Source organism: Aquaspirillum serpens DSM 68 (assembly GCF_000420525.1).
GTDB classification, from domain to species: Bacteria; Pseudomonadota; Gammaproteobacteria; order Burkholderiales; family Aquaspirillaceae; genus Aquaspirillum; species Aquaspirillum serpens.
Genome location: NZ_ATVC01000024.1, coordinates 18,171 through 34,525 on the forward strand (window position 1 = coordinate 18,171; position 16,355 = coordinate 34,525).

Annotated in this window: 19 protein-coding genes; 15 read left to right on the forward strand and 4 right to left on the reverse strand. The window is 50.6% G+C overall.

Annotated elements, in window-relative coordinates; genetic code table 11:
* Positions 1-21: 21 nt before the first annotated feature.
* Complete coding sequence (tsaA, locus tag G465_RS0106390; protein WP_027405234.1) at positions 22-738, reverse strand: tRNA (N6-threonylcarbamoyladenosine(37)-N6)-methyltransferase TrmO; 717 nt, start codon at positions 736-738, stop codon at positions 22-24.
* Positions 739-796: 58 nt separating this feature from the next.
* Positions 797-1,567: a GNAT family N-acetyltransferase gene (locus G465_RS0106395; RefSeq protein WP_022653652.1), complete on the reverse strand. Its 771-nt coding sequence runs from the start codon at positions 1,565-1,567 to the stop codon at positions 797-799.
* Between the two features lie 192 nt (positions 1,568-1,759).
* Here G465_RS0106395 and mnmG point away from each other — a divergent pair, with 192 nt between their 5' ends.
* The 15 genes from mnmG to G465_RS0106470 all read left to right on the forward strand — a co-directional run bounded on the left by mnmG (position 1,760) and on the right by G465_RS0106470 (position 15,121).
* Entirely contained in the window at positions 1,760-3,658 is a 1,899-nt protein-coding gene (gene mnmG, locus G465_RS0106400) for a tRNA uridine-5-carboxymethylaminomethyl(34) synthesis enzyme MnmG (RefSeq protein ID WP_022653653.1), read from the forward strand.
* The gene (gene rsmG, locus G465_RS0106405; protein ID WP_022653654.1) at positions 3,659-4,285 is read left to right on the forward strand and encodes a 16S rRNA (guanine(527)-N(7))-methyltransferase RsmG; all 627 of its coding nucleotides are present in this window, start codon (positions 3,659-3,661) and stop codon (positions 4,283-4,285) included.
* A gap of 1 nt (position 4,286) precedes the next feature.
* Positions 4,287-5,069 carry a ParA family protein gene (locus tag G465_RS0106410; RefSeq protein WP_022653655.1) on the forward strand — a complete coding sequence of 261 codons (783 nt, stop codon included), beginning with the start codon at positions 4,287-4,289 and terminating at the stop codon, positions 5,067-5,069.
* Positions 5,066-5,941: a ParB/RepB/Spo0J family partition protein gene (locus tag G465_RS0106415; RefSeq protein ID WP_022653656.1), complete on the forward strand. Its 876-nt coding sequence runs from the start codon at positions 5,066-5,068 to the stop codon at positions 5,939-5,941. The genes G465_RS0106410 and G465_RS0106415 overlap by 4 nt, the downstream gene beginning before the upstream one ends.
* Positions 5,942-6,032: 91 nt before the next feature.
* Positions 6,033-6,392 carry an ATP synthase subunit I gene (locus G465_RS0106420; protein ID WP_022653657.1) on the forward strand — a complete coding sequence of 120 codons (360 nt, stop codon included), beginning with the start codon at positions 6,033-6,035 and terminating at the stop codon, positions 6,390-6,392.
* 14 nt (positions 6,393-6,406) lie between these two features.
* The gene (atpB, locus tag G465_RS0106425) at positions 6,407-7,198 is read left to right on the forward strand and encodes a F0F1 ATP synthase subunit A (RefSeq protein ID WP_022653658.1); all 792 of its coding nucleotides are present in this window, start codon (positions 6,407-6,409) and stop codon (positions 7,196-7,198) included.
* Positions 7,199-7,298: 100 nt separating this feature from the next.
* Positions 7,299-7,580, forward strand: a complete 282-nt coding sequence (gene atpE / locus G465_RS0106430; protein ID WP_022653659.1) for a F0F1 ATP synthase subunit C — start codon at positions 7,299-7,301, stop codon at positions 7,578-7,580.
* 52 nt (positions 7,581-7,632) lie between these two features.
* Positions 7,633-8,103, forward strand: a complete 471-nt coding sequence (locus G465_RS0106435; RefSeq protein WP_022653660.1) for a F0F1 ATP synthase subunit B — start codon at positions 7,633-7,635, stop codon at positions 8,101-8,103.
* Between the two features lie 7 nt (positions 8,104-8,110).
* Entirely contained in the window at positions 8,111-8,647 is a 537-nt protein-coding gene (locus tag G465_RS0106440) for a F0F1 ATP synthase subunit delta (protein ID WP_022653661.1), read from the forward strand.
* 8 nt (positions 8,648-8,655) lie between these two features.
* Positions 8,656-10,200 carry a F0F1 ATP synthase subunit alpha gene (gene atpA / locus G465_RS0106445; protein ID WP_022653662.1) on the forward strand — a complete coding sequence of 515 codons (1,545 nt, stop codon included), beginning with the start codon at positions 8,656-8,658 and terminating at the stop codon, positions 10,198-10,200.
* Between the two features lie 31 nt (positions 10,201-10,231).
* Positions 10,232-11,098: a F0F1 ATP synthase subunit gamma gene (atpG, locus tag G465_RS0106450; protein ID WP_022653663.1), complete on the forward strand. Its 867-nt coding sequence runs from the start codon at positions 10,232-10,234 to the stop codon at positions 11,096-11,098.
* Positions 11,099-11,136: 38 nt separating this feature from the next.
* Positions 11,137-12,513: a F0F1 ATP synthase subunit beta gene (atpD, locus tag G465_RS0106455; protein ID WP_022653664.1), complete on the forward strand. Its 1,377-nt coding sequence runs from the start codon at positions 11,137-11,139 to the stop codon at positions 12,511-12,513.
* A 15-nt stretch (positions 12,514-12,528) separates the two neighbouring features.
* The gene (locus G465_RS0106460) at positions 12,529-12,951 is read left to right on the forward strand and encodes a F0F1 ATP synthase subunit epsilon (RefSeq protein WP_022653665.1); all 423 of its coding nucleotides are present in this window, start codon (positions 12,529-12,531) and stop codon (positions 12,949-12,951) included.
* 95 nt (positions 12,952-13,046) lie between these two features.
* Positions 13,047-14,423 carry a bifunctional UDP-N-acetylglucosamine diphosphorylase/glucosamine-1-phosphate N-acetyltransferase GlmU gene (gene glmU / locus G465_RS0106465; RefSeq protein ID WP_022653666.1) on the forward strand — a complete coding sequence of 459 codons (1,377 nt, stop codon included), beginning with the start codon at positions 13,047-13,049 and terminating at the stop codon, positions 14,421-14,423.
* Positions 14,420-15,121, forward strand: a complete 702-nt coding sequence (locus G465_RS0106470) for a thermonuclease family protein (RefSeq protein ID WP_022653667.1) — start codon at positions 14,420-14,422, stop codon at positions 15,119-15,121. The genes glmU and G465_RS0106470 overlap by 4 nt, the downstream gene beginning before the upstream one ends.
* Positions 15,122-15,184: 63 nt before the next feature.
* Here the strand turns inward: G465_RS0106470 and G465_RS15390 are convergent, their stop codons facing one another.
* Together G465_RS15390 and G465_RS13805 are read right to left on the reverse strand one after the other, a co-directional pair.
* Positions 15,185-16,009: a TRAP transporter large permease gene (locus tag G465_RS15390; RefSeq protein WP_022653668.1), complete on the reverse strand. Its 825-nt coding sequence runs from the start codon at positions 16,007-16,009 to the stop codon at positions 15,185-15,187.
* Positions 16,006-16,355: integrase core domain-containing protein (locus tag G465_RS13805; RefSeq protein WP_022653670.1), on the reverse strand; the 350-nt coding region annotated here is incomplete at its 5' end. The genes G465_RS15390 and G465_RS13805, both read right to left, overlap by 4 nt.

Consider the following 16,355-nt stretch of genomic DNA (forward strand, 5'->3'; position numbering starts at 1 on the left):
TGGCAGTGTAGATGGTGGGTCTTAGCCGAGTCTTAAAGAGGGAGGTTCAATGTCGATCACTTCGGCACCTTGTGGCAATACTCGCCAACGGACGTTCCCTACTTTGAGTTGCATACCATAAATTCGTTCTGATTCGGTGTGTTGATAACCCGGACGGGGGTCTTGTTGTAATAGCGCGGTGATTAAGGCGTGGTCTTGGCTCGGATCGGGGCTCAGTTGTTGCAATGCCTGTTGTGCCTGAGTTGTCCAACTGACTTGCTCAATAAAACGTTGTGCTGGTGGGGCATAGCCGCCGGTGGCCTGTGGCAGGCTGTCGGCGTAGGGAAGATAAGGTTTGATGTCCAACACCGGTGTGCCATCAAGTAGGTCTAGGCCACCGATGGTTAAGCACACGCCTGAGGTCGTATCAACCTCTAACAGTTCGACTACCGATAAGCCAATTGGATTGGGGCGAAAAGTAGAACGGCTGGCAAACACACCAACCCGTGTATTGCCACCCAATTTAGGCGGACGAATCAGCGGTTTCCAGCCTTGTTCTGCCGTTTGGTGAAAAACAAACGTCAGCCACAGATGGGAAAACTGTTCAATGCCGCGCACCGTGTCGGCTTGGTCAAATGGCGGCAATAGGCGCAGTCGGCCTTGTGCGGCCGCCACTAAACCGGGTTGGCGAGGAATACCGAATTTCTCGCAAAAGCAACTTTCAACAATACCAATCGGCTGTAAGGGATACGACGACACGGCCACACTCACATTTTCACCCAACAAAGCACGCTATTGTATGGCCTTGGTGCAGGTTTTAGGCTGCCTGAGCTAAAAAGTGTCGGCCATAACGTTGGCTGATTTGTTGCCGAGACCAGATCACAAAAAAATCGGCACAGTGAAAGTCACTATCCCATGCTGGCTCAGGGACGATTTTCGCTCCAGCGCGCAAATACCCTTTGATTAAAGGCGGAAGCGCGGGCAACTGGTCAGCTGTATCGAACGAAGACAATACCAATGGCTGATAGGGACAAATACCCCAACCGCTGGCTTGTTGTGCTGGGTGTTGATGTAAATGTTGTTGGACTGCAATCACTTGGGCTGCGTTGTCGGCCAAGCCCACACTGGCACATCCAATCAGGTATTCGTGACCACTATTGAGTAAATACTCGGCTAAGCCTGACCACAGCAAGGTAATCACTGCACCACTACGAAAATCTTTATGAACGCAAGAACGGCCAATTTCGATCAGGTGGTGGCGAATCGGTGCCAGCCCAGACAAATCAAACTCTTGTTCTGAATAGAGTTGGGGCAGCTGTTGTGCCCGATGTGGGGGCAATAAGCGGTAGGTTCCTACCACTTGTCCACTCATCTCGTCACGGACAATTAGATGATCGCACACTGCATCGTAGTCATCCTCGTCCAGCTCTACATGGGCAGAAGACAGTTTTGCGCCCATTTCTTCAGCAAAGACTTGATAACGCAAGCGTTGTGCTGCTTGCACATCCCATTTGTTTTGAGCCAAACCGACGCTAAAGCGTGGGCGCGAGAATGTCTGAGACTGAAGCGTCGAGCCGTGTTGCAACATGGATTTCTCCCGAATTGAAACGACCGCTTTAGCCTAGAGAGGGAAAGTGAAACCCGAGTGAATGGAAGGTTAAAATCTTATGGCTTTGATGTGTAAGTGATTTTTTGTTTTTGCTGCATCTGTGTTGCTGACGTTGTTGGGCGAATTCCCGTACAATGCCGCACTTGATTTTTTGCGGATTAGCGACGGCTCATGTTGTTCCCAACAGAATTCGAAGTCATTGTCGTGGGTGGAGGTCATGCTGGTACTGAGGCGGCACTGGCTGCTGCTCGCATGGGACGGACCACCCTACTATTGACTCACAATATCGAAACCCTCGGCCAAATGTCGTGCAATCCCTCCATTGGTGGGATTGGCAAGGGACATTTAGTGAAAGAAGTCGATGCTTTAGGTGGGGCGATGGCCTTAGCCACGGATATGGGCGGGATTCAGTTTCGTACCCTCAATGCCAGTAAAGGCCCTGCTGTTCGCGCAACCCGTGCCCAAGCCGACCGTGTTCGCTACAAAGCCGCCATTCGCACGATGTTGGAAAATCAACCAAATTTATGGCTGTTTCAACAACAGGTTGATGACTTGTTACTCGAGGGTGAGCGAGTCAGTGGTGTGGTGACCACCATCGGAATTCAGTTTAAAGCCCGTTCAGTGGTGTTGACAGCGGGGACTTTCCTCTCTGGAAAAATCCATGTCGGCTTAGAAAACTATACCGGCGGTCGTGCGGGTGATCCGGCTGCGGTGACACTCGGCGCACGTCTTCGTGAGTTGGCGTTACCGGTAGGCCGCTTAAAAACGGGTACCCCACCGCGTATTGATGGCCGCACCATTCGCTTTGATATTCTAGAGGAACAACCGGGGGACAACCCCGAGCCTGTTTTCAGCTTCCGAGGTTCACGCGCACTACACCCAAAGCAACTGCCATGTTGGATTGCTCACACCAATGAACGCACCCACGACATTATTCGGCAAGGGTTTGATCGTTCGCCGATGTTCACTGGGGTTATTGAAGGCGTGGGGCCGCGCTATTGCCCTTCTATTGAAGATAAAATCAATCGCTTTGCCGATCGCAATAGTCATCAAGTCTTCTTAGAACCGGAAGGGTTAGATACTAATGAATTTTACCCTAACGGAATTTCAACTAGTTTGCCGTTCGATATTCAATTGGCAGCCGTACGCTCGATTGTTGGCCTAGAGAACGCCCATATTCTGCGCCCCGGCTATGCCATCGAATATGACTACTTCGACCCTCGCAACTTAAAAAGCAGCCTAGAAACCAAATCCATCCAAGGCTTGTTCTTTGCCGGACAAATTAACGGTACCACGGGTTACGAAGAAGCAGCGGCCCAAGGTCTTTTGGCTGGTATCAATGCGGCACGTTATGCCCGTGAGGAAGATAGCTGGTGTCCAAGTCGGGCCGAGGCCTATATCGGGGTGTTGGTAGATGACCTGATCACTCGCGGTGTTTCTGAGCCCTATCGGATGTTTACCAGCCGTGCCGAATATCGTTTACAACTGCGCGAAGACAATGCTGACCTGCGTTTGACTGAACAAGGACGTGCTTTAGGTTTAGTCAGTGATGCGCAATGGACGGCTTTCTGTCGTAAACGTGAGGCGATTGAAGCCGAAAATGCCCGTTTACAACATACTTGGGTCAATCCGCGCTTGGTACCGGCAGAGGAAGCCTTAGCGGTTCTCGGGCAGACCATTGAACGTGAATATACCTTGGCCGATTTACTGCGCCGCCCACAAGTGAATTATCATGCTTTGTCTGGTTTAACTGCCTTTGGTGAACCCGTAGCAGAAGCAGAGGTGGCAGAGCAGGTCGAAATCCAAATTAAGTACCAAGGATATATCGCACGCCAACAAGAGGAAATTGCGCGCCGCGATCAATGGGAAGACGTGCGCTTACCACAAGAGATTGATTATGCTTCGGTGTCAGGATTGTCCAAGGAAGTACAACAGCGCCTGAACCAACATCGTCCCGAGACCTTAGGTCAGGCATCACGGATTCAAGGCATGACACCAGCCGCGATTTCTTTACTCCATGTTCATCTCAAGCGGGGTTTGTCATCGACAACTCGCGCCACGAAAAATTAATTGTCTTCTTCTCGCGATGAATTGCAACATGGCCTCACTACACTGGGCCTTACCGCTAGCACCGAACAAATTGATCAATTATTGGCCTATGTCGAGCTGTTAGATAAATGGAACCGCGTGTATAACCTGACAGCGGTCCGCGAATCAGAACGGATGCTGTCTTATCATGTGTTAGACAGTTTAGCCGCCTTGCCGCATATCACTGCACAGCAAGTATTAGATGTGGGGTCGGGTGGCGGGATGCCGGGGATTTTATTTGCCATCCTACGGCCTGATTGGCAACTGACATTACTTGACGCCAACCACAAGAAAACCACTTTCTTAAAACAAGCGGTGATTGAGTTGGGTTTATCGCAGGTCGAGGTGATCTGTGATCGGGTAGAAGCCTATCAACCGGCGCAAAAGTTTGATGTGATTACATCGCGAGCCTTCGCTGAGCTAAATGAATTTATTCGCTTGACCCGTCATTTATTGACAACTGACGGCTATTGGGCGGCGCTTAAAGGCGTGTATCCGTATGAAGAAATCGCACAATTGCCGGCTGATATTCGGGTTCAAGCCGTTGAAGCCTTGCAGGTGCCCAACTTAGCAGCTGAACGTCATTTGGTTAAATTGGTGGTGGCTTAATATGCAGCATTGCATTGCAGTGGCAAATCAGAAGGGTGGTGTCGGTAAAACCACCACCGTGGTCAATCTTGCAGCCAGCTTGGCAGCCCGTGGCCAGCGGGTGTTAGTGGTAGACCTTGATCCACAAGGTAATACCACCACCGCTTGTGGCATTGACAAACATGGTTTGCGGCTCAGTGTCTATCACCTCTTGATTGGTCGGGCCACAGTAGCACAGGTATTACATACCGCAGAAAAAGGTGGCTTTGCCGTTTTACCTGCCAACCGGCACTTAGCCGGTGCAGAACTAGAATTAATTGAATTTGAGCAACGCGAATTGCGGCTGCGGCAGGCTTTACAGAGTGTAGCGGCAGACTATGATTTTATCTTGCTCGATTGCCCACCCGCGCTCAACCTGTTGACCTTGAACGGTTTGACCACCGCTGAGCGAGTGTTGATTCCGATGCAATGCGAATACTACGCCTTAGAAGGTCTGACCGATTTACTGAATACGTTGAAAAAACTGCGTGCTGCCTTAAATCCACGCATCGAATTGCTTGGTTTATTACGAACCCTATTTGATGCGCGCAGTATGCTGTCAAAACAAGTTGTGGCTGAGTTACAACAACATTTTCCCAATCAGGTATTGGAAACGGCTATTCCACGCAATGTGCGGCTTGCTGAAGCACCCAGTTATGGCATGCCCGTGCTGGCCTACGACAAGTCAGCTCGAGGTAGCAAAGCGTATCTGGCATTGGCGGATGAAATTTTGGTCTATTACGGTAAAGCACAGGCGCAGGTATGAGTAAGCCAAAGCTAAAAGGGTTGGGACGTGGCCTAGATGCTTTATTGGCCCATGAAAATCAGAGTGAAGACCGCCTGCAATCGCTTCCAGTCACAGCACTACAGGCGGGGGTGTATCAACCGCGCTCACATATGGATCAAGCGGCACTGGCGGCATTGGCAGATTCAATCCGCGCCCAAGGGGTTATTCAACCGGTTGTGGTGCGGGAAATTGGCTTGGGTCGTTATGAGATTATTGCCGGTGAACGCCGTTGGCGTGCCGCCCAATTAGCTGGTTTAGCTGACATACCGGCCGTTATTCGCACTGTCCCCGATCAAGCAGCTTTAGCGATTGCTTTGATTGAAAACATTCAACGAGAGCAACTTGACCCGCTTGAAGAAGCCACTGGTGTGCAACGTTTGATTGATGAGTTTCACATGACCCATGAAAGCGCTGCTGCTGCTTTGGGCCGCTCGCGCAGTGCAATCAGTAATTTATTGCGATTGTTGAGCCTGCCCGAGCCGGTGCAGGCTTTGGTGCATGAAAAAAAACTCGATATGGGTCATGCGCGAGCACTATTGGCTTTGCCAGTATTACAACAGATTGAATGGGCACAACAGGCAGCAACCCAGCAATGGTCGGTACGAGAAACCGAGCGCCGTGTTCAGCATTTTCTCACCGATTCCGCAGTGCAAAAAAAGGTTGCACTGCAACAAGACCCCGATATTCGTCGTCTCGAAGAGAGCCTTTCCGACCAATTAGGCACTACGGTACATATTCGGCATGGAAAGCGTGGGAATGGTCGGCTGACCATCGAATACACTGATTTAGCCCAGTTAGACGAAATTTTGCACGGCTTACAAAAAAAGACTGCGAAAAATAAGGGTTTATAAATACAATTTAATCATCTGATATAGGTCTGCTTGCGTTGACGTGAATGGCAGGCCTCCCGTACAATCCAGCGGTTTTGATTTGGCGCCAGACGTGATTACACGAGAGGTTGCAAAGGTTTTACGTTGGCAAGTCCGATTGACTGCGGTTTCCATGCTGCTAGGCAGCATTTTAGTGTCGCCGCCTCTCATCGGATTGTTGTCAGCTTTGGCTGGGGGGATGTTAGCTATCCTCCCGGGCTTGTTGTACGCGAAATTGGCTTATTCGCGCCGCAGAGTTGCGCCCCAAGTCTTACTTAAGGCTCACTTCCGCGCCGAAGCAGCGAAATTACTACTGACCATTGCGCTATTTGTGGTGGTTTTGTTGGTTTTCAAGTCAGTTTCAGCACCAGCGCTTCTTGGAGCGTTTGTGCTTGCTCAGGCAGCGTACTGGATCAGTCTTCTATCTAAATAAACCGAGAGCTGACTATGGCAGGTAACGCGACAGATTACATCAAGCACCACCTAACACATGCGACAGTGCCGCATGATGGTGGGTTTTGGGCAATTAATATCGACACATTCAGTGTGTCTTTGGTTTTGGGTTTTATCTTTCTATTTGTTTTCACTCGTGTAGCGAAAACCTTTAGCATGGAAAATCCTGGCCGCCTGCAATTATTCATTGAAATGATTGTTGAGATGGTGGCAAACCAAGTAAAAGATGTGTTTCATGCTAAGAGCGCAGTGATTGCCCCTTTAGCTTTGACCATTTTCGTTTGGGTGTTCTTGATGAACACCATGGACTTGTTGCCAGTTGATTTGCTGCCTTACATTGCTCAACTGATTGGTGAGCACGTCTTTGGTGCAGATCCTCATCATGTGTATTTGCGCGTGGTGCCATCTGCTGATGTAAACGCCACTTTTGCGATGTCGTTATCGGTGATGTTCTGCATTATCGGTTTCTCGATCAAGGCCAAAGGTTTGGGCGGTTATATCCACGAATTGTTCTCGGCACCATTCGGCCCTAAAGTTGGCCCAATCAACTTCGTGTTCCAAATTATCGAGCTGTTGGCAAAACCAATCTCTCTGGCACTTCGTTTGTTCGGTAACATGTACGCCGGCGAGTTGATCTTTATCTTGATTGCACTGCTGCCATTCTGGGCACAGTGGCTGTTGGGTGCGCCTTGGGCGATCTTCCACATCTTGATCATTACCTTGCAAGCTTTTGTGTTCATGATGTTGACCATCGTGTACCTGAGCTTGGCTGTTGAAGACCATTAATTTTCTGGGTTGATGCTGTGTGTAACACTGCATCAACCCTAATAACCGTGTTTTTTTCGTGTTTTTCTTAACCATCCTTGACTTGATTTAGGAGATATCAATGGAAGCTCTCGTTACTCAGATCCAAAGCATGACCGTGCTGGCCGCTGCCCTCATCATCGGTCTGGGCGCTATCGGTACGGCTCTTGGCTTTGCCATTCTGGGCGGCAAATTCCTGGAAAGCTCGGCTCGTCAGCCAGAGCTGATTCCTGTGCTGCAAACCAAGCTGTTCATTATCGCCGGTCTGTTGGACGCCATCTCCATGATTGGTGTCGGTGTTGCTCTGCTGTACACCTTCAACAACCCGTTCCTGGCTGCTGCCAAGGCCGCGCTGGGCGCGTAATCCTTGAGGCCGCACAGCGGATGTCGTTGTTGAACTAAGGAGGAAAACAAGCGTGGATATCAACGCAACACTGCTAGGGCAGGCGATTACTTTCGCCATCCTAGTGTGGTTCACCATGAAATTTGTTTGGCCTCCGCTTACTAACATGATGGATGAGCGTGCCAAGCGCATCGCTGACGGTTTGGCTGCTGCAGAACGCGGCAAGCAAGATCTCGAACAGGCTTCCAAGCGTGTCGAAGAACAGATCCGTCAAGCGAAGCAACAGGCAACTGAACTGGTAATGGCTGCTGAAAAGCGTGCTAACCAGATCATTGAAGAGGCGAAACAAGCTGCGAAGGTCGAAGGTGAGAAAATTATCACCGACGCCCGTGCTGAGATTGGTCAAGAAGTACAACGAGCGAAAGAAGCTCTGCGTGCTCAAGTGGCCGATATCACTGTCGCTGGTGCAGAGAAGATTCTGCGCCGCGAAATCGATGCAGCTAAACACGCTGATTTGTTGGCTTCCATCAAAGCGGAGTTGTAATTACCCCATGGCAGAGCTCATTACCGTAGCAAGGCCCTACGCCGAAGCGGTATTCCGGTTGGCCAAAGAAGAGAAGCGTCTCCCCGCATGGAGCGAGGCGCTGGCTTGGCTGTCGGCTGTGGTTAGCCACCCCGACGTACAAGGGATCGTGACCCATCCGGAACGTACCCCCGACGAGGTCGAAAAGTTGTTGGCCGGTTTGATTGGTGATCGTGCCGATGCACAGGTGAAAAACCTGCTCAGCGCTTTGGCTGAGAACCACCGTCTAACGCTGCTACCGGAAATTGCCAGCCAGTTTGAACTCCTGAAGAAGCAGGAAGAAGGTGTGCTCGATGTAGTCGTGACATCCGCCTTCCCGCTCACCGAAACCCAAGCCGCCGAGCTTGCCGAAACGCTGAAAGCCAAATACGGCAAGCAGGTTGCTCTGACCTCGAAAGTCGATCCCGAACTCATTGGCGGGGTTTGCCTGCAGGTGGGGGATGACGTGATTGATGCGTCGGTGCGCGGCAAACTGCACGCAATGGCGGTAAGCCTCAAAAGTTAGGAGACATCATGCAGTTGAATCCTTCTGAAATCAGCGAGCTTATTCGCGAGAAGATTCAGAACCTGCCGTCCTCGACCGAAGCGCGTACCACCGGTACCGTCATTTCGGTGACCGACGGTATCGTCCGCATCCATGGTCTGAAAGACGTGATGCAGGGTGAAATGCTCGAATTTACCGGCAATACGTTCGGTTTGGCCATGAACTTGGAGCGTGACTCGGTCGGCGCGGTGGTTCTTGGTGAATACGAACATATTTCCGAAGGTTCGGAAGTAAAATGCACCGGTCGCATTTTGGAAGTGCCAATTGGCCCCGAGCTGGTTGGTCGCGTTGTTGATTCCCTCGGTCGTCCTATTGACGGCAAAGGTCCAATCAACACCAAATTGACCTCGCCTCTCGAAAAAGTGGCGCCTGGTGTGATCGCGCGTAAATCAGTTGACCAGCCATTGCAAACTGGCTTGAAGTCGGTTGACTCGATGGTGCCAATTGGTCGTGGTCAGCGTGAGTTGATCATTGGTGACCGCCAAACCGGTAAAACTGCCGTTGCTTTGGACGCGATCATCAACCAAAAAGGTACTGGCGTAATATGTATCTATGTTGCAGTGGGTCAAAAGGCCTCCTCGATTGCTAACGTGGTGCGTAAGTTAGAAGAACACGGCGCGATGGGTCACACCATCATCGTCGCGGCTTCGGCTTCTGATACCGCTGCTTTGCAATTCTTGGCACCTTACGCCGGTTGCACGATGGGTGAATATTTCCGCGACCGTGGCCAAGACGCGCTGATCGTGTATGACGACTTGTCCAAACAAGCCGTTGCTTACCGTCAGATTTCTTTGCTGTTGCGCCGTCCGCCAGGCCGTGAAGCCTACCCAGGTGACGTGTTCTATCTGCACAGCCGTCTGTTAGAGCGTGCTGCTCGTGTGAATGCTGACTATGTTGAAGCCTTCACCAACGGTGAAGTGAAAGGCCAAACCGGTTCTCTGACCGCGTTGCCAATCATTGAAACCCAAGCCGGTGACGTGTCTGCATTCGTGCCAACCAACGTGATTTCGATTACTGACGGTCAGATCTTCTTGGAAACTGACTTGTTCAACTCTGGTATCCGTCCTGCTATCAACGCCGGTATTTCCGTGTCGCGTGTTGGTGGTGCAGCGCAAACCAGCGTGATCAAAAAACTGGGCGGTGGTATTCGTCTGGCTTTGGCTCAGTATCGTGAATTGGCTTCGTTTGCGCAGTTTGCTTCCGATTTGGATGAGACAACCCGTAAACAGTTGCAACACGGTGAAATCGTCACTGAGCTGATGAAGCAGAAGCAATTCTCGACACTCAGCGTATCCGAAATGGCGTTGACACTGTATGCCGTGACCAAGGGTTTCTACGAAGGCGTGCCAGTGAAAAAAGCATTGAGCTTTGAAGCGGCATTCTTGTCGCACATGAAAGCCAACCATGCTGAAGTGCTGGCCGACATCGAGAAAAGCGGCAAGCTGTCTGACGAGAACGACAAGAAATTGGCTAAGGCGCTCGAATCGTTCAAATCCGGCTACAACTTCGCCTGATCTTTCCAGACGATACTGAAAGGATTGGGATATGGCAGTCGGGAAGGAAATTCGCACCAAGATCAAAAGCGTGCAAAACACGCAGAAGATCACCCGCGCAATGCAGATGGTCGCAACTTCCAAGATGCGTAAGACGCAAGAGCGTATGCGTCAAGCGCGTCCCTACGCGGAGAAAATCCGCGAGGTGATGGCGCATCTGGCAGAAACCAATACGGATATTAGCCATCCGTTTTTGGATGCCAGAGACGACGTCAAGCGTGTAGGCATCATTCTGATTTCCTCGGACAAAGGTTTGTGCGGTGGCTTAAATGCAAACGTGTTGCGTCAGTTCTTTAACGAAGCGCAATCGTTGATGGACAAAGGCGTCGAAATCGACGTCTGCGCCCTCGGTCAAAAAGGCTATACCGCCGCCCAACGTCTGAAGATGAACATTGTGGCGAGCGCAACACATCTGGGGGATACCCCTCAGATGGACAAACTCATCGGCCCGGTGTCGGTGATGTTGAAGGCTTATCAAGAAGGTCGCATCGACGCTCTGCACATCGTGTACTCGAAATTTATCAACACGATGAAACAAGAGCCGAAAAGCGAACAGTTGTTGCCACTTAAGCCGGAAGAGCTCGAACAAGAATATCCGTATTCTTGGGAATATCTGTACGAACCGGATATTTCCTCTGTGATCGAGTTTTTGGTGAAACGCTACATTGAGTCCGTGATTTACCAGTCTGTTGCCGAAAATATGGCATCGGAACAAGCTGCACGGATGGTGGCGATGAAGGCTGCAACTGACAATGCGGCTAATGTGATCGAGACCCTCAAGCTCACCTACAACAAGGCCCGTCAGGCAGCGATTACCACCGAACTTTCGGAAATCGTCGCCGGCGCAGCCGCCGTGTAAGGCGCGCGGGAAACAGTATTGATTTATAGGAACCGATAATGAGCCAAGGCAAAATCGTACAGATCATTGGTGCGGTTATCGACGTGGAATTCCCGCGCGGTAGCATCCCCAAGGTCTATGACGCCCTTCGCGTGGTGGACACCGGTCTGACCATGGAAGTACAACAGCAGCTTGGTGACGGCGTGGTTCGTGCCATTGCGATGGGTAGCTCGGATGGCCTGAAACGTGGTCTTCCGGTCGTAAACTCCGGTACACCGATTTCGGTGCCCGTGGGTACCGCTACTTTGGGTCGCATTATGGACGTGCTGGGGAGCCCAATTGACGAATTGGGCCCTATCGGCACCGAAGAACGCATGCCGATCCACCGTGCTGCACCTAAGTTCGACGAATTGTCCTCCGCCACCGAATTGCTGGAAACCGGTATTAAGGTGATTGACTTGCTGTGTCCGTTCGCTAAGGGCGGTAAAGTGGGTCTGTTCGGTGGTGCCGGTGTGGGCAAAACCGTGAACATGATGGAATTGATCCGTAACATCGCTGCCGAACACAGTGGTTTCTCTGTGTTTACCGGTGTGGGTGAGCGGACTCGTGAAGGTAACGACTTCTATCATGAAATGAAAGAGTCGAACGTTCTCGATAAAGTGGCACTGGTTTATGGCCAGATGAACGAGCCGCCGGGTAACCGTCTGCGCGTGGCACTGACCGGCCTGACCATGGCCGAGAAGTTCCGTGATGAAGGTCGTGATGTGTTGTTGTTCGTGGACAACATTTACCGTTACACCTTGGCCGGTACCGAAGTGTCTGCGTTGTTGGGCCGTATGCCTTCTGCTGTGGGTTATCAACCTACACTGGCAGAAGAAATGGGTAAATTCCAAGAGCGTGTGGCTTCGACCAAAGTGGGTTCGATTACCTCGATCCAAGCCGTGTATGTGCCAGCCGATGACTTGACTGACCCATCCCCAGCAACCACTTTCGCCCACTTGGATGCAACCGTTGTGTTGTCTCGTGATATTGCTGCCTTGGGTATTTACCCTGCAGTGGATCCACTGGACTCCACCTCTCGTCAGCTCGACCCATTAGTGGTTGGCGAAGAGCACTACAACGTCGCACGCGGTGTGCAAGCAACCCTGCAGAAATACAAAGAATTGCGTGACATTATCGCGATTTTGGGTATGGATGAATTGTCTGAAGAAGACAAACTGGTGGTGGCTCGTGCGCGTAAGATCCAGCGTTTCTTGTCCCAGCCGTTCTTCGTGGCTGAAGTGTTTACCGGTTCGCCAGGTAAGTACGTGAGCCTGAAAGAGACCATCAAAGGCTTCAAGGCTATCTTGTCCGGTGAATACGATTCCCTGCCAGAACAAGCGTTCTACATGGTGGGCGGTATCGAAGAAGCGGTCGAAAAAGCCAAGTCGCTGTAATTGAGGGGTTAACCCATGAGTACGATGCATGTGGAAGTGGTGAGTGCCGAAGCCCAAATTTATTCTGGTGAAGCCGAGTTTTTGGTTGCGCCAGCAGAAATGGGTGAAATCGGTATTTATCCACGTCATGTGCCGCTCTTGACCCGTATCAAACCTGGTCCGTTGCGCATTCGCGTCGCGGGTCAGGCACAGGAAGTATTGGTGGTAGTGTCTGGTGGCATGATGGAAGTGCAACCAAATGCGATTACCGTGCTGGCAGATACGGCGATTCGCGGTGAAGAGCTGGATGAGCAGCGTGCGCTTGAAGCCAAGAAAGCGGCTGAAGCAGAATTGGCAAAAGCCTCTGATGATAAAGATGTGGCACAAGCTCGTGCTGCGCTGAAACAGGCCATTGCCGAACTGCACGCGCTGGAATATCTGCGCAAGCGGGTACACTAACCGTAGTGAGCATTTACGGTGTGACGGGCTGTTACTGATTCAGTAACAGCCCGTTTTTCGTTTAAGATCTCTATTTTTTAGTCTGATTATTAAGCATGAATTCTCTTTCGATTGTGATTCTTGCCGCAGGGCAGGGCAAACGGATGCGTTCAGACCTACCTAAGGTGCTGCATACGCTCGCTGGTCGTTCCTTACTCAGCCATGTGGTGACAACAGCTCGCAGCTTGCAACCACAGCAATTAGTGGTGGTGTATGGTCATGGCGGAGAACAAGTACAACAGGCATTTGGTACAGAAACAGATATCCAGTGGGCACATCAAGCGGAGCAATTGGGCACAGGTCATGCGCTACAGCAGGCTTTGCCTTTTCTGCCTAGCGATGGCACAACCTTAGTGTTATATGGTGATGTTCCGTTGACCTCAGCAGCAACATTACAACAACTGTTAGCCACTGCTGGTGACCAAGTCGGCTTACTGACCGATCATCTAGCTCAGCCGCAAGGTTATGGTCGTATCGTTCGTGATACCGCCGGTCAGATTTGTGCCATCGTCGAAGAGAAAGATGCCACACCTGAACAAAAAACTATCACAGAAATCAATACTGGCATCTTAGCCCTACCTAATCGCTATTTAGCTGGTTGGTTATCGCGTTTATCGAATAGCAATGCACAGGGTGAATATTATTTAACCGATGTCATCGCTCTCGCTGTCGCTGATGGAGTGGCGGTACATGGCTGTGTCGTCCCAAGTTCATGGCAAGCTGCAGGGGTCAATAGTAAATTACAACTGGCCGAATTAGAGCGTATTTATCAACGGCAACAAGCCAATCTTCTGTTAGAAGCCGGCGTACAACTGGCCGATCCAAACCGCTTTGATCTACGAGGTGAACTACGTTGTGGTAAAGATGTATTCATTGATATCAATGTGGTGATTGAAGGTGTCGTTGAGTTAGGTGATGGTGTGACGATTGGGCCAAATTGTGTCTTACGTGATGTCACGATTGCCGCAGGGACTGAGGTTGCTGCTTTCAGTCATCTACAACAAGCTCAAGTCGGCGCTTCATGTCGTTTAGGGCCATATGCCCGTTTACGTCCTGGGGCGGAGCTGGCCGATCAGGTGCATATTGGTAACTTTGTTGAAGTGAAAAAGTCGCACATTGCGCAAGGCAGCAAGGTCAATCACTTAAGCTATATTGGTGATGCGGTGATTGGTGCAGGCGTCAATGTCGGGGCAGGAACCATCACTTGTAATTATGACGGTGTAAATAAGTTTACGACACGAATCGCCGATGGTGCTTTCATTGGGTCTGGCACCATGCTTGTTGCACCTGTTGTCGTGGAAGAAAATGCCACCATCGGTGCTGGCTCGGTCATCAGCAAAACCGCACCTGCCAATGCCCTTACCGTTGCTCGCAGCAAGGCTATTACCCTTAGCAATTGGAAACGGCCACAAAAAATAAAGGACGTAAAATGAAACAAAGTGTATGCCGTTGGTTGGCAGTCCCCCTGTTGGCCTTGGCCTTAACTAACCCAAGTTGGGCTGCAAAAACGATCGAGGGGAAAGTGATTTCTGTTGCCGATGGCGACACCTTGACTTTGGTCGATGCCAATCGTGAAAAAGTGAAAGTGCGCTTAGGGCAGATTGACGCTCCCGAATCGGCCATGCCTTACGGTGGCAAAGCCAAACAAGCTTTGGCAGATAAGGTGTTTGGTAAACAAGTTTCTATCGCGGTAGAAACCAAAGACCGCTATGGCCGTGTGGTGGGTGTGGTATGGCTACAGGGTAAGGAAATTAACTTGCAGCTATTAGAAGAAGGCATGGCGTGGTGGTATAAGGACTACTCATCCGACAAACGTTACCAAGCTGCACAAGAACAAGCGCGGCAAGCCAAGAAAGGCCTATGGGAACAGGCCAATCCTCAAGCCCCATGGGAATGGCGCAAACAGCAACGCAGTGGACAGTTTGTCCCCAATAGCTCGGCCAAAACAGATCCTGCTATTCCACCACTGGTCAAAACCCCACCAGCAGCCAACGGGACTGCCGATTGTCGTAAAACACGCTGCAGTGAAATGCGCGACTGCGCCGAAGCTAAAGCCGTGTTACAGCAATGCCGTGTGCCTTCGCTAGATAAAGATGGTGACGGTGTGCCATGTGAAGCGTTATGTCGCTAAGCACCGACCAGCAAACCACATAAAAAAACCGCCCGTTGTGGGCGGTTTTCAAATCAAAAAGCGTTAATTCGTGCTATTTGGTGTTGCTGGTTCGGGTTCGGTGCTTGGCTCATCCCATGCACTGCCACCACTGCCATAATCATCACCCCCTTGGCTGCCGCCTTGCTCCAACAACTTCAAAGCATCCTCCGAACTGATTTCCTGATTTAATTGGCTCTTATTCGGATCGTGGAAAGCCTCGCTGTGGTTTTCATCCATAAAGAAGGTAACGGTTTGAGGGAAAGCCATTGCTATGACCACCATAAATACCTGAATCATAAATACCTGAATGATAATAAACGGAATCACTCCGCGATAAATATTCAGTGTCGTTACACTCGGCGGGGCAACGGATTTAAGATAAAACAGGGCAAAACCAAAAGGTGGGGTGAGGAAACTGGTTTGCATGTTTAATGCAATCAAAATACCAAACCACACCAAATCAATCCCTAATTTATCCGCCACCGGCGCTAACAGCGGCAGCAAAATAAAGGCAATTTCAAAGAAATCAATGAAAAAGCCAAGGGCAAAAACAATTAGGTTAACGACGATTAAAAAGCCCCAGATACCGCCGGGAATCGAGGTCATTAAATGTTCAACCCATAAATCACCATCCACAGCGCGGAAAGTCAGGGCAAAAATTGTGGAACCGATCAGAATAAAAATCACAAAGCTGGTGAGGTGAGTGGTTTGTTTCATCCCTTCCCACAGCAATTTGAAATTTAACCGCCGTTTTAAGGCCGCCAGCACTAACGCACCGACCGCCCCCATTGCACCACCTTCGGTTGGGGTGGCGATACCCATAAATAGCGTACCCAATACCAAGAAAATCAGCGCTGTAACGGTCAAATTTTTTCGGACAGAGAGATAGGTTGTGTGTTTGCCATATTCTGTTCGTAGACAGCTGGGGGCAAATAACCCAGAGTTGAATGCAATCGCAGGTTGTTGTAGAACGTCACGATGTAATCAGCGATATCGCGGATAGCCTCGTTGTGGTTGGCGTAGTCGCGTTGCCAGACGCGTTCCATCTTCAGATTGAGGAAGAATCGCTCCATGACGGCGTTGTCCCAACAATTGCCCTTGCGGCTCATGCTCAGTCGTAACCCGTGCTGTTGCAGCAAAGCCTGATGGGCTGCGCTGGCGTATTGGCTGCCACGGTCGGTATGCACAATCAGCCCTGCCGGTGGCTTGCGTT

Excerpts from the sequence above, each read along its gene's own strand:
- atpA (WP_022653662.1), top strand. The coding sequence starts at position 8,656 with ATGCAGTTGAATCCTTCTGAAATCAGCGAGCTTATTCGCGAGAAGATT.
- G465_RS0106415 (WP_022653656.1), top strand. The coding sequence starts at position 5,066 with ATGAGTAAGCCAAAGCTAAAAGGGTTGGGACGTGGCCTAGATGCTTTA.
- G465_RS0106460 (WP_022653665.1), top strand. The coding sequence starts at position 12,529 with ATGAGTACGATGCATGTGGAAGTGGTGAGTGCCGAAGCCCAAATTTAT.
- G465_RS0106410 (WP_022653655.1), top strand. The coding sequence starts at position 4,287 with ATGCAGCATTGCATTGCAGTGGCAAATCAGAAGGGTGGTGTCGGTAAA.
- atpD (WP_022653664.1), top strand. The coding sequence starts at position 11,137 with ATGAGCCAAGGCAAAATCGTACAGATCATTGGTGCGGTTATCGACGTG.
- glmU (WP_022653666.1), top strand. The coding sequence starts at position 13,047 with ATGAATTCTCTTTCGATTGTGATTCTTGCCGCAGGGCAGGGCAAACGG.
- atpE (WP_022653659.1), top strand. The coding sequence starts at position 7,299 with ATGGAAGCTCTCGTTACTCAGATCCAAAGCATGACCGTGCTGGCCGCT.
- G465_RS0106440 (WP_022653661.1), top strand. The coding sequence starts at position 8,111 with ATGGCAGAGCTCATTACCGTAGCAAGGCCCTACGCCGAAGCGGTATTC.
- G465_RS0106470 (WP_022653667.1), top strand. The coding sequence starts at position 14,420 with ATGAAACAAAGTGTATGCCGTTGGTTGGCAGTCCCCCTGTTGGCCTTG.
- atpB (WP_022653658.1), top strand. The coding sequence starts at position 6,407 with ATGGCAGGTAACGCGACAGATTACATCAAGCACCACCTAACACATGCG.
- G465_RS0106395 (WP_022653652.1), bottom strand. The coding sequence starts at position 1,567 with ATGTTGCAACACGGCTCGACGCTTCAGTCTCAGACATTCTCGCGCCCA.
- atpG (WP_022653663.1), top strand. The coding sequence starts at position 10,232 with ATGGCAGTCGGGAAGGAAATTCGCACCAAGATCAAAAGCGTGCAAAAC.
- mnmG (WP_022653653.1), top strand. The coding sequence starts at position 1,760 with ATGTTGTTCCCAACAGAATTCGAAGTCATTGTCGTGGGTGGAGGTCAT.